Origin of the sequence: Shewanella sp. Isolate13 (assembly GCF_022398325.1) — a bacterium.
Lineage (GTDB): Bacteria > Pseudomonadota > Gammaproteobacteria > Enterobacterales > Shewanellaceae > Shewanella.
In genome coordinates, this window is record NZ_JAKEVD010000012.1 from 1 (window position 1) to 12,588 (window position 12,588).

Here is a 12,588-nt window from a genome sequence, read left to right on the forward strand (position 1 = left end):
GATTGAATCCGTGGCCAGACTAACACCATTTCCTAAGTCAAGCCGATGAACGATTGGATTAAAACACCTCAGTAATGAGGTTTTTTATTGAATCATCGGCTTTTTCTTGCTCAAATGGCTGGTTAATAATAAATAATTATCTAGATAGGCTGTCAATCGGCCGATCTTGTGAGCGACTAAAAGCAGTTTCATGAAATATTCCCGCGTTTTTATTAATAGTATGGCCTACGAGCTAGCGCCTGAAGTTGTCTCGACTTCAGAACTAGAATCTCGTTTAGCGCCTTTATACCAAAAGTTTCGTATTCCAATGGGGCAACTTGCTACCTTAACTGGGATCCATGAAAGACGCTGGTGGCCTAAAGGGCATCGTTTATCTGATGGCGCCCTGGCTGCGGCTCATAAAGCTATCGATGAAACAGGCGTACAGATCAGTGATTTAGGTGCCGTAGTCTATACTGGCGTTTGCCGCGATCAACACGAGCCTGCCACGGCATGCCGTATTGCGGCTAAGCTTGGTGTCTCTAAAGATACAGCCATTTACGATATCAGTAATGCTTGCCTAGGTGTGTTATCGGGCATTTTAGATATCGCTAATCGCATCGAGTTAGGACAGATTAAAGCGGGGCTTGTGGTGTCTTGTGAATCTGCGCGTCATATTGTCGATATCACTATCGATAAGATGCTGGCCGAGCCGACGATGCAAAACTATGCTCAGTCGTTAGCAACCCTAACTGGTGGTTCAGGCGCAGTGGCGGTATTGCTAACTGATGGCAGCCTAAACCTTAAGGGCAATCGAGAGCATCAACTATTGGGAGCCAGTCACCTATCCGCTCCTGAGCATTATGACTTGTGTCAATGGGGCCTAGAAGAAGCGGGTCCACAACTGTACCGTGAGTTTATGCGTACTAACGGTGTCGCCCTGCTAAAAGAAGGGGTTGAGCTTGCGCGCCATACTTGGAGCCACTTTCTTGAGCAGCGCAACTGGCTGGTGGAGCAGGTCGACAAGGTGATCTGTCATCAGGTGGGGGCATCGAACCGTCGTAACGTGTTAAGTGCACTGAATATCCCCGAAGAGAAAGAGTTTCCAACCTATAAGCTACTTGGCAATATGGGCACAGTTTCACTGCCTGTTACCGCTGCGATGGCCCACGATCAAGGCTTCTTGAAGCGTGGCGATCAGGTGAGCTTTTTAGGCATAGGCAGTGGTTTAAACTGCATGATGTTGGGTCTTAAGTGGTAATGCTAATGAGCCTACGTTTATCGGCGTAGGCTTTTTCATTTTCACGACCCACTCAGTTACACCTTAAGTATAAGAATGATAGGAAACATCATGCTAGATACCCTACACCCGTTTAAGCGCAATTATTTAGATAGAAATGGCAACAAGCTTCAATACGTGAACGAGGGCCAAGGCGAGCCTGTGGTTATGGTTCACGGTAACCCGAGCTGGTCTTTTTACTATCGCAATCTCATTAGCGCCCTTAGCGATAACTATCAATGTATTGTACCTGACCACATCGGCTGCGGCTTATCAGATAAGCCCGATGACAGTGGTTATGACTACACCCTAAAGAATCGTATCGATGATTTAGAAGCCTTACTCGAACACTTAGATGTGAAAGAGAACATTACCTTAGTGGTGCACGATTGGGGCGGTATGATAGGCATGGGTTATGCGGCGCGCTACCCTGAGCGTATTAAGCGCTTGGTTATCCTCAATACTGGAGCGTTTCATCTGCCTGCGAGTAAGCCGTTTCCATGGGCGCTATCAATCTGCCGTAATACCATGCTGGGTACATTCCTAGTTCGTGGCTTTAACGCTTTTTCATCGGCGGCGTCCTATGTGGGGGTGAAGCGTAAACCTATGCACAAAGATATTCGCGAAGCCTATGTCGCGCCGTTTAACTCTTGGGCAAACCGTATCTCAACGTTGCGCTTCGTGCAGGATATTCCGTTAAAGCCGGGCGATCGTAACTATGACTTAGTGTCAGATATCGCGGCGAGTCTAAGCAAGTTCCAAGCTGTACCGACAGTGATCTGTTGGGGTCTGCAAGACTTTGTCTTCGACAAGCACTTCTTGACTGAGTGGAAGCAGAGAATACCCCATGCCGAGGTGCATGAGTTTAGCGACTGCGGCCACTATATTCTGGAAGATGCCAGCGATGAGGTGATTGGTCACATTAAAGCCTTTATGGCTAAAACGAATGAGCCAACCGCCACAGAGTCGGTTGCTTAAACGCCATGATCAGTCAGTTGATTGAAAACAATGACGGCGCAAATTTGTGCCGTCATTTAGTTAGTGCCGCCAAGACTATCCCTAACTCACTAGCGGTTGCCGTGCAGCAAGCTAATGGCAAATCCATAGCGGGTTTAGGTTACCAAGAGATGGACTTTCAGACCCTTAACGCTAAAAGTGACGAGCTCGCTAGCGCGCTTATCTGCCATGGTTTAACGCCTGGTATGAAGGCGGTGTTGATGGTGACCCCAAGTATCGATTTTTTCAGCTTAACCTTCGCACTCTTTAAGGCCGGCATTATCCCTATCTTGGTCGACCCGGGCATGGGCGTTAAAAACCTGAAGCAGTGTTTTATTGAGGCTAAGCCCGATGCCTTTATCGGGATCCCCAAAGCCCATATCGCTAGACGATTATTTGGCTGGGGCAAACCTACTGTTAAGCACTTGATCAATGTGGGGGGCAGCGCTTTAGTTCGGGCACTGACTGGCGCGACGAGCCTCGAGAACCTATTGGAAACGAGTCGGTCGCGAACCACAGAGCCATTTAAGATGCAGTGGCTCGATAAAGATGCCATGGCGGCAATCTTGTTCACCAGCGGCAGTACGGGCACGCCCAAGGGCGTGGTCTATTCCCATAAGATGTTCGAGGCACAAATTACCGCACTTAAAGATGATTACGGGATCAAACCTGGGGAGCGGGACCTCGCGACTTTCCCACTGTTTTCCCTGTTTGGCCCAGCGTTAGGCATGGCATCTATTGTGCCCGATATGGACGCCAGTAAGCCTATCACCGCCAATCCTGACTTTATTTTTGCCGCCATCGAAAAATATCAGTGCAGTAATATGTTCGTGAATCCAGCGCTGATCGAGCGTCTTGGCCAAGCAGGTGAGCAAAAGTCTCATAAGCTATCTTCTATCAAACGAGTGATTTCTGCAGGCGCGCCGGCGACCATCTCATCGATTAAGTGCTTTAGCAAGATGCTTAATGACGAGGTCGAGGTGCTTAATTCCTACGGTGCGACTGAGTCCTTACCCTTAAGTAAAATCGGCAGCAAGGCTCTGTTTAACACCACTGATATCACAGATAACGGCGGTGGGATCTGTGTCGGTAAGGCGATAGATGGAGTGGATATCGCCATCATAGCCATCGATGAGCAGCCAATCAGTAGCTGGGATGAGTCTCTGCGTTTGCCTGCAGACACAATCGGTGAAATTGTCGTTAAAGGTCCTATGGTGAGTCGCAGTTATTATCAGCGAGATAGCGCGACAAAAACGGCAAAAATTAAAGACGGCAGCGAAATACGCCACCGTATGGGCGACTTAGGTTACTTAGATAGTGATGGCTTACTGTGGATGTGCGGCCGCAAGGCGCATCGGGTCGATGCCGATGCCACAGCTGCTAACGAGCCACAACGCTATTATTCCATCCCCTGTGAGCGGATTTTTAATACTCATAGCGATGTGAAGCGTAGCGCCCTCGTCGGGGTAAAAGTGGCGGGAAAGGTGACGCCACTCGTCTGCATCGAGCTTAAGCAATCGGTGGCTTGCTCGCTCTCAAATAAGCTTTACAGCGAACTCAGAGCGATTGCCGAGCAGCATTCGCAGACTCAAGGGATCGAGCGCTTCCTTATTCATCCAGACTTCCCGGTCGATATTCGTCATAACGCTAAGATTTTCCGTGAAAAGTTAGCCGTTTGGGCGCAAAAGCAGATAAAGGAGTAGTGTACTTTGTCATTAGCTAATAAGAATCAAGCTCCTGTGCTGGATGACTTTCTCCCCCAAGAGCAAGCCGCGCTGTTGGCGCTTAAGCAAAAAGTGACTCACGCCTTTGTCACTGGAGCGGGAGGCTTTTTGGGCAAAGCCATCTGTGAACGCCTGCTAGCAGCCGGGGTTAAGGTGACTGGCTTTGCTCGTGGTGAATACTCTGAGTTAAGCGCCATGGGCATCGAGATGGTTAAAGGCGATGTTGCCGATCAACAAGCTCTGCTCGATGGGATGCAAGGCTGTGATCTGGTGTTTCATGTGGCATCGAAGGCGGGCGTCTGGGGGAGTAAGCGCAGCTACTTCTCCCCCAATGTCGATGGCGCGCGCCATATCATCAATGCCTGTAAGAAGCGCAATATCGAGCGTCTAGTCTATACCAGTACACCGAGCGTAACCTTTGCTGGAGTCGATGAGGCGGGCAATGATGAGTCTGCGCCCTATGCCGAGCAGTTTCTCAATTTCTATGGTGAGTCAAAGGCGATTGCCGAGCAGATGATGCTGGCCGCCAATGGCGATAAACTCAGCGAGGGTAAATCTCTTGGTACTACAGCGCTGCGGCCGCATCTTATCTGGGGGCCTAGCGATCCTCATCTTGTGCCAAGGGTATTAGAGCGCGCCAAGGCGGGCAGGTTAAAGCTGGTGGGTAAGCAGGACAAGTTGGTTGATACCATCTATGTGGGTAATGCCGCCTATGCCCACATTTTAGCGGCTTTGAAGCTTTGCTGCGAAGATGCGAGTCGCACAGCTTGTGCCGGTCAAGCCTATTACTTGAGTAACGATGAGCCCATTACGATGGCGGCCATGCTCAATAAAATTCTTGCCTGTAAAAATCTACCGCCAGTGACTAAACGGGTGCCCAGTAACCTTGCCTATGTGGCAGGGTGTATTCTTGAGTCAGTATATGGTTTATTGGGTAAACAAGATGAGCCTATTATGACTCGCTTTGTGGCAAGGCAGCTCTCGACGAGCCACTATTTCGATATTAGCGCCGCCAAACGGGATCTGGGTTATCAGGCATTGGTGGGTATTGACGAGGGGATGGAGCGGCTAAAAGCGTCTTTACAATAAACCTGGCTAGGTCAATACTCACAATTCATGAACGTAAAAGAACAGCAATATACTTGCTGTTTTTTTATGGTCAAATGTTGATTCGCTATGCTAGCAAGTGGCAGATATAAGGATGTATTATGCGTAAAGCCAGCAGCGGTTGTGGACAGCTTTCATTAACAGTGACTGCTAAGCCGCTTCGAGTGTCGGCTTGTTATTGTTGTGGTTGTCAGAAGCGTACTGGTAGCGCATTTGGTGCTCAGGCTAGGTTCCCAAGTCGTTCGGTGACCTTCAGTTTCGCTATATGAGGCGCGCTGTCACGCTTGGGTTAATCTTGACGGTATTGATGAGAGCTCTCCATAGTTGGCAGAAGAATAACTTGATAAGTAAAAAGGAATTTATATGTTGTTACGATTAACTCGACTTGGATTACTGTTTGTACTGATGAGTGTGGTGGCAGCCCCTATCAAGGCTGTTGAGGCGAGTCTCGAAGCGGGTACAGCGACGAGTGTTGAAAACCCATTTATCGGAAGTTGGAAGCTAGTATCAGGGAAATACCTCGATGGTAAAGGCGATTGGGTCTACTATAGCGATCTAAAGCTTGAAGCGATAAAGGTTATTTCAGCAAAACATTTCAGTTTTACCACCATCAAAAATATCGGTACAAGGGATAAACCTAAATCTGAATTTTGGGCGGCAGGTTCTGGGCATTACGAATATACTGCAAGCGACTATGTTGAGTATCCAGAGCTAAATTCATTCGGCGTCGAATCGAATACGCCTTTTTCCTTTAGTTATGTCATTGAAGGAGATGAGTGGCGCACCAAGCGTATTGAAGATGGTGAGTTAAAAGAGCAGGAAGTCTGGGTACGTCTCGATTAAGCGGATAAAAATTGAAAACACAGTGGCTGAGCACTGTGTTTATCTTAGCCGGTTCTCTAGCTTAGTAGCCTAGAGCTCACGGTCTTTTCCAAATGCCTCATGGTATGCAATCATAAAATCTTCTCTGATTAATTGTTCTAAATGAACTGCTTGCTCAGTAGGGCAGAAAATCATAATGTGGACAAATTGTTCGCCATTAATACCGCTAGTAATATGAATATGGGGCTCAGAGCCAGGTAAATCCACGCCAGCATGCTTTTCGATAACGCTATTATAGCGTTTAGCAACTTCATGAAAATCTTCACAGTGAGCTTCAATCTTCTCGTGTAACTCTGGGAACAGTGGGTACAAGTTTACGAATTCCACAACCGTGATAAAAAAGTCGTGGTAGACATACCGCTTCATGAAGTTGAGGTTCTTGACCGCATAGCTAAAGAACATACTGTTAGGCAGGGTCGCTGTTTTCCCGGTGAAGTGATACTGACCATGGTGCAGGTCAATCTCTTGAATAACCGTTGCCATTAGGTTGTGCTCAATCACTTCACCACAGATTTTACCGACCTCAATCCAGTCACCAATCACAAATGAGCGTGAGCTGGCTCTTTGAATCGAACCGGTAAAACAGAGAATAATCTCTTTCGATGCCACAACAAAAGCGATGGCGATTGCGGTAACGGAGAGGGCAAACTTATTGATCTCTGTCTGCCAAAGCATAAACAGGATCACTATGATTAAGATAAAGGTGCCATTCTTGGTTCGTGACATCCATTTGCGTTGAACTTCAGTTAAAAACGCCACATCACCGCGAATTTGAGAGATCACCAAGCGCTTAATCAATGAAATTAAAACAATGATTAATACCGTTAGCAAAAGCTTATGGGTTAATAAAAAGTCAACTGCGATGGTTAGTTTATCCACGAAACCCTCTTAAAATAGCACCTAAAGTATATGTTCTATAGTCGAATAATTCAGCTTAACCAAGTGATTTAACCGCTTTTACTCATGATGGGGTCACTCTACGGTTATCATAGGTAAAAAACAAGTTAGCTAATACTGGACAGATTACTTGATTGAGATTGATTTAAACTTAATGGGTCCAGCTCTAGATTGTAAATTGCTTGATAAGCGATTTGACTATCTATTTTATTGAACGCATCGTTAGGGAATAAAGCCATCATGAGTGCCGTATCATCTCCTCCCGTACTTTACTCTTTACGCAATTGCCCTTATGCAATTCGGGCAAGAATGGCAGTCTACATTTCGGGTCAATCGGTACTGTTACGTGAGTTACGTTTAGATAATAAACCTGCCGTATTGTTAGAGGCCTCGCCAAAGGGAACCGTGCCAGTACTAGTGCTGCCCTGTGGTGAGGTTATTGAGCAGAGCCTAGAGATCATGCTGTGGGCGTTTAGGGCTAATGACCCTGATAATTACCTTCTTGATGATAAGCAGGATAGACAGCAGGAGATGTTTAGTCTTATTGCGCTATTTGATAAGGAGTTCAAGACTTGTCTGGAAAACTACCGTAGTGCTAAACGTTATCATGATCCAGACTTATTAACTCTGCGCCACTCCTGTGAGCGATACTTGCAGCTCCTTGAGCTAAGGCTGCTTAAGCATCAATACCTAGTGTCAGATACCTCCTGTCTTGCCGATCTCGCAATTCTTCCTTTTATTCGTCAATTTTCTCGTGTTGAACGTCAATGGTACAGGCAGTCTCCCTACCCAAAAGTTAGGGATTGGCTGAGTGGTTACTTACAGAGTCGAATGTTCAGTAAAGTGATGGCGAAATTCCCAGTATGGTCGGAGTGTAATGAACATGTCACCTTTAAAGCTGATTAAAATTAGAAGGTTAGGTTAATTATCGCCCGTCATCCTTTGCTTTAAGGGCTCCTTGATATTAAACAATATTCACTGAAAAATTTACTTAAAGGCGTACCATAAACCCACTAATTTGAAACTTTGCAAATATGAGAGAAACAAGATTTTCGGGGGAAAGTCGATGAGTGAAAAGCAACATAGTAATATTGAAACGGTATCAGTATATCAAGTGTGGGATAAACCCGTACGCATTTTCCATTGGATTAACCTAGTGTTGATCACCGCGTTAATGTTTGTCGGGTTAATCATGCTGTTTAAATCTGAGCTTGGAATTAGCGGCCTTGCAGCGAAGATTAAACTTAAAGAGCTGCATATTGTAATCGGCTACCTATTCGTGATTAACCTGCTTATACGCTTGCTATGGGGCTTTATCGGCAGCGGTTATGCCAAGTTTTCCCATATGTGGCCAAGCTTTAAGTCTGCAAGTGATTATCGACAAGCATTGAAGGCGGGTCAGAATCCCCAATACTTAGGCCATAATCCGCTGGGAAAATTAGCCGTTAGTGCGATATTTGCATTGTTAATTGTTCTCGGAACGACCGGATTGTTGCGCGCGGGTACAGACGTTTTTTATCCGCCTTTTGGCGCAGCAGTGACCGAGTACATCGCAGCTGATGGGGTAGAGCCTGCCTCGCTAAAACCTTATGATGATACTGGAGTTAACCAACAGAAAGTCGCACAGCTGAAGCCTTATAAAAGCATCATGGGTAAGGTGCACCTCTATAGCGCTTATCTGTTGATGTTAGTGGTACTGATTCATATTATCGGTGTGATTATCGCGGAGCTTAAACATCAGCCCGGTATTATTTCGGCTATGTTTTCAGGTAAGAAACGACTTAAAGATAAGCCTGTCGATGAGTAAAGGCTTTTAGCATAAAGCTGTTGCCTATTGATATAAACAAAAGCCCACATTCGTGGGCTTTTGTTTATCGCTTAGTTGCAGACATTAGCGCGATTGAAACTCAGGTCGGTAGCTTTGCGGCAGCTCAAACACTTTATCCTCACCGGTAACAGGGCAGACAAAGCTTAAATGGCAGGAGGTGAGCTGTAGATTCGGTGTTTGGTCGCTGCCATTGCCATGCTGTCTGTCACCAACAACGGGGTGGCCAATACTGGCCATATGGATACGAATTTGGTGTTTGCGTCCTGACTCGATTTTAACCTGCACTTTAGACTGGTTCAGCTCGCTGTTGTACTCCAAGCGCTCGGCGTGTGACAGCGCCGACTTATTATCCACATCGGTATCTATGGTGACTTTTCCATCGGGAAATTTACCTTCCACTATCACCTGATAAAACTTATCCAGCGCGCGGGTTTCAAACAGCTTAGCGATGGCTGCGGTAACTTTTTTATTATGCCCCAACACGATAAGGCCGGTAGCGGCCAGATCGAGCCTGTGAATGAGGTAGGCGTTGCGAGCTGGGTTCAGGTGGGTCTCTATGTAGCGGTTAATGGTGGTGTGATCGCTCCACTTTGAGCCCTGACAGCGCATGCCAAAGGGCTTGTACCAGATGCTGTATTGCTCCTGGTCGAACAGTAGCTCCGCATCGGTTACCGTCTCATCCAATACCGCTTGGTTGTAATAAAGGTGCAGTTCATCCCCGATCTTAAGCGCCTTCTTCGCACGGCGAAGACGATTGGTTTGCTTGCCATGACTGTGCCAAACCGCCCCTTTTTGCATCGCTTGCTTGAGCACCTGCTTGGATAAGCCAGTTTCCTGTGCGAGCAGGCTGGCCGCATCAATCTCGGTAGATTGGACTTTGATATGGGTTTCTATTTTTAACGGGCTCATGGTTAACAGTTCGCAGCAAGGGTTTATTTAGCAAGCCGATAATTTTACACGATTAGCGAACGTTTGGCTCATGGTTATGTATAACTTAATGCAGACTAGCAGTGTTCATGTTGATCAGTGCGACTCCTATAACAATCAAAATCATGCCAAAGACAGTATCGATATTAGGCACCTTTCCCATAAAAATGCCTAACATAGTAATTAATACGATACCTGCACCACACCATATCGCGTAGGCAACATGAGTTGGAATAGTGTTAGTGGCCAGAGATAAGAAGTAAAACGCCGCTCCATAGCCAACGCCACAGCCAATGGAAGGCAGTAATCGACTAAACCCCATGGTAACTGGCAGTAGACTCGTGGCAATGACCTCTGAAACAATGGCTAAGCTTAAGTAAATGTAGCTATTCATATCGGGCCTATCAGTTAAAAAAAGCGCTCGTGAACAGTTGAACAGAGCGCGAAAATGGGCAATTGAAGACTAAATCAACTTTCGAAGTCATTGTGCCGCTGAATGTTTTACTAGGCATCACTAATGATTTTGGTAAAGCTTACTGAGCAATAGCACTCAATATTGCGCTAAGAGACACTTGAACTTTGTGATGAAAATTTAATGCAAATTGTCTTGTTCAAGCTAAGTGCTAGGCTTAGTGTTTAATTAGGTTTATTTCTCGTAATGTGCCGCGCTTGGTTCCTATTCTTTAGCGGCCATTACCTCATTGATAGTAAATGGAGCGAGTTATGGATACCCAATTAGCATTAAGAGTAAAACACTGGATGGCAGCCGATCCTGACTCTGCGATGCGACAGGAGCTACAAGCCCTAATAGACTCGGATGATAGCGCAGAGCTAGAGGCCCGCTTTTCTGGCCGACTCGCCTTTGGTACGGCGGGGTTGCGTGGCGTTGTTGGTGCGGGACCGACTCGAATGAATCGATTAGTGATCCAGCAAACTTCAGCAGGACTAGCTTCATACCTAAAGGCACAAATTAGTGACGTAGCAAGTCGCGGCGTAGTGATAGGTTATGACGGTCGTCATGACTCGAAGCAATTCGCCCATGACGCCGCAAGCGTATTAACGGCGATGGGGATTAAGGTCTATCTGACCGCAAATGTTGCCGCGACACCGCTGGTGGCCTTTGGTGTACTTCATCTTGGCTGCGCAGCGGGTGTTGTGGTTACCGCGAGTCATAATCCGCCGCAATATAACGGCTATAAGGTCTATTGGGGCAATGGCGCTCAGATCATCCCGCCCCATGACAGCGGTATCGCGGCCTGTATCGATAAAGCCGCGACCGAGGCCGTGCCATTGTTGGACATAGGGCAAGCCATAGCCATGGGTAAGCTCGTCATGTTAGAGGACGACTTTTACGATGCTTATCGTCAAGGCGTGAAGCAGGCGGAAGTACTGCAAAATCATACTCAACCTGATTCTGTCACGTTAGCCTACACGGCCATGCACGGCGTGGGTAACCAGATGGCACTGAATGTGCTGAAAGATGCGGGGTTCACACAAGTTTATTCTGTTGCAGAACAGGCATTACCCGATGGCGACTTTCCTACGGTGAATTTCCCTAACCCCGAAGAGAAAGGGGCGATGGATATGGTGGTCGCCGAGGCCAAAAAGCATAACGCCATGCTTGCCTGTGCCAACGATCCCGATGCCGACCGTTTTGCCGTTGCTGTGCGTACGGCTTCTGGAGACTATCAGATGCTCACAGGCGATCAGGTCGGCGTGTTATTTGGTCATTACCTATTAACCCACGGGAGTGATGCTCAACGCTTAACCTGTACCACGATTGTGTCATCGAGTTTATTATCAAAGGTTGCAGATAGCCTGAATGCTACATGTAGAACCACGCTAACAGGATTTAAGTGGCTGACGAATGTTGGTATGAGTGAAGAAACCGATGATAACCGCTTCCTGTTTGCTTACGAAGAGGCGCTCGGTTACACCGTTGGCTCTATGGTGTGGGATAAAGACGGCTTGTCGGCGCTGGTAGCATTTGCTCAGTTAACTGCAGAGCTTGCTAGCCAAGGGCAGACTATATGGGACCGTCTTGAAGCCATCTATCGTCAGCATGGTTTTCACCTCAACGCTCAGGTCAGTATTGCCCTTAAACCGACGACGCCAAATATCGGTGCCTACCTTAGAGAACATCCTCCCGTTGAAATAGCAGGGCATAAGGTGGTATCGAGCGACGATATCAGTATTGGTAAGCGCTACTTTTTTGATAGGAGTGCAGATGTCTCAGAGGAAGATATCGCACTACCCGCCAGTGACGTATTGATTTATCGCCTTGAAAATGGCTCCCGAGTCATCGTCAGGCCATCGGGCACAGAACCAAAGATCAAGTGCTATTACGAGGTGGTCGAAGCGATGAGCGCTGAAGACACATTAGTCACAGCTCAACAACGAGCGGAGGCTGAAATGGCGCGCTTTATTGAGGCGCATCAGGCAGCATTGCCTAAGTAGCAAAAACGTTCTTTAGTTGATTTAAGGATGAAGCCACCTGTTAGGTGGCTTTTTTATGCACAATTCATTCGATTAAATAAATTGACTCGTTGCCTTAATGGTTGTGACTTGATCTCGGTAAGGAGCAAGTTTAAAAAGCCAATGGCTATCATGCTTAACAATAGCGCTTGTTGCCAGCTAGGGGCGTTGGTAAGTGTAAGAAAGAGTAGCGAGCCCAAAAAGATCGCGTTGACTGCTTCGCGGGTGTTGACGATAAATAGATTCTTGGCAAAGTCATTTTCGATATAGACGGGAGCGGCCAGCCCGCCAAGTTTTACTTTGAGTTTTCCGCTCCGTTCTTCAACTTGAAAGTCATCAGCGATTAGCTCATCTTTTAACTTATTTTTTAGCTTGTTTTTTTGTTTAGTCATCCTTGTCACCTTTTCTATCCATGTCTATTAATCGTTTTATCAGACCTAGTCATCGCTCATCACCTCTTGTGTTGGCAGGATTTTGCGAGGGAATGAACAAGA

13 protein-coding genes are annotated in these 12,588 nt (G+C 46.8%); 9 read left to right on the forward strand and 4 right to left on the reverse strand.

Annotated elements, in window-relative coordinates:
• Window positions 1-190 precede the first annotated feature (190 nt).
• From L1D44_RS09795 to L1D44_RS09820, 6 genes are all read left to right on the forward strand, one after another.
• Window positions 191-1,240 carry a 3-oxoacyl-ACP synthase III gene (locus L1D44_RS09795; RefSeq protein WP_202721559.1) on the forward strand — a complete coding sequence of 350 codons (1,050 nt, stop codon included), beginning with the start codon at window positions 191-193 and terminating at the stop codon, window positions 1,238-1,240.
• Between the two features lie 90 nt (window positions 1,241-1,330).
• Window positions 1,331-2,236 carry an alpha/beta fold hydrolase gene (locus L1D44_RS09800; protein WP_239890233.1) on the forward strand — a complete coding sequence of 302 codons (906 nt, stop codon included), beginning with the start codon at window positions 1,331-1,333 and terminating at the stop codon, window positions 2,234-2,236.
• A 5-nt stretch (window positions 2,237-2,241) separates the two neighbouring features.
• Window positions 2,242-3,957, forward strand: coding sequence for an olefin beta-lactone synthetase (gene oleC / locus L1D44_RS09805; protein ID WP_239890235.1), 1,716 nt, complete (start codon window positions 2,242-2,244; stop codon window positions 3,955-3,957).
• A 6-nt stretch (window positions 3,958-3,963) separates the two neighbouring features.
• A complete protein-coding gene (oleD, locus tag L1D44_RS09810; RefSeq protein ID WP_239890237.1) occupies window positions 3,964-5,067 on the forward strand; it encodes a 2-alkyl-3-oxoalkanoate reductase in 1,104 nt (367 codons plus the stop codon).
• 119 nt (window positions 5,068-5,186) lie between these two features.
• On the forward strand, window positions 5,187-5,354 hold the full coding sequence (locus L1D44_RS09815; RefSeq protein ID WP_239890239.1) for a hypothetical protein: 168 nt from the start codon (window positions 5,187-5,189) through the stop codon (window positions 5,352-5,354).
• 94 nt (window positions 5,355-5,448) lie between these two features.
• Entirely contained in the window at window positions 5,449-5,928 is a 480-nt protein-coding gene (locus L1D44_RS09820; protein WP_239890241.1) for a hypothetical protein, read from the forward strand.
• Window positions 5,929-5,997: 69 nt separating this feature from the next.
• Here the strand turns inward: L1D44_RS09820 and L1D44_RS09825 are convergent, their stop codons facing one another.
• Window positions 5,998-6,846 carry a mechanosensitive ion channel family protein gene (locus tag L1D44_RS09825; RefSeq protein ID WP_239890243.1) on the reverse strand — a complete coding sequence of 283 codons (849 nt, stop codon included), beginning with the start codon at window positions 6,844-6,846 and terminating at the stop codon, window positions 5,998-6,000.
• A 258-nt stretch (window positions 6,847-7,104) separates the two neighbouring features.
• Between L1D44_RS09825 and L1D44_RS09830 the strand changes: the two genes are divergently transcribed.
• Window positions 7,105-7,770: a glutathione S-transferase gene (locus L1D44_RS09830; protein ID WP_239890245.1), complete on the forward strand. Its 666-nt coding sequence runs from the start codon at window positions 7,105-7,107 to the stop codon at window positions 7,768-7,770.
• Window positions 7,771-7,930: 160 nt separating this feature from the next.
• Window positions 7,931-8,671 carry a cytochrome b/b6 domain-containing protein gene (locus L1D44_RS09835; protein WP_239890247.1) on the forward strand — a complete coding sequence of 247 codons (741 nt, stop codon included), beginning with the start codon at window positions 7,931-7,933 and terminating at the stop codon, window positions 8,669-8,671.
• A gap of 84 nt (window positions 8,672-8,755) precedes the next feature.
• Here the strand turns inward: L1D44_RS09835 and L1D44_RS09840 are convergent, their stop codons facing one another.
• Window positions 8,756-9,601 (reverse strand): RluA family pseudouridine synthase, encoded by an 846-nt coding sequence (locus L1D44_RS09840; RefSeq protein ID WP_239890250.1) that lies wholly within the window; start codon window positions 9,599-9,601, stop codon window positions 8,756-8,758.
• Between the two features lie 85 nt (window positions 9,602-9,686).
• Entirely contained in the window at window positions 9,687-10,013 is a 327-nt protein-coding gene (locus tag L1D44_RS09845) for an SMR family transporter (protein WP_239890252.1), read from the reverse strand.
• A 329-nt stretch (window positions 10,014-10,342) separates the two neighbouring features.
• Here L1D44_RS09845 and L1D44_RS09850 point away from each other — a divergent pair, with 329 nt between their 5' ends.
• Window positions 10,343-12,076 (forward strand): phospho-sugar mutase, encoded by a 1,734-nt coding sequence (locus L1D44_RS09850; RefSeq protein ID WP_239890253.1) that lies wholly within the window; start codon window positions 10,343-10,345, stop codon window positions 12,074-12,076.
• A 53-nt stretch (window positions 12,077-12,129) separates the two neighbouring features.
• On the opposite strand, the gene L1D44_RS09855 is transcribed toward L1D44_RS09850, so the two are convergent.
• Window positions 12,130-12,486, reverse strand: coding sequence for a hypothetical protein (locus L1D44_RS09855; RefSeq protein ID WP_239890255.1), 357 nt, complete (start codon window positions 12,484-12,486; stop codon window positions 12,130-12,132).
• Between the last annotated feature and the right edge of the window lie 102 nt (window positions 12,487-12,588).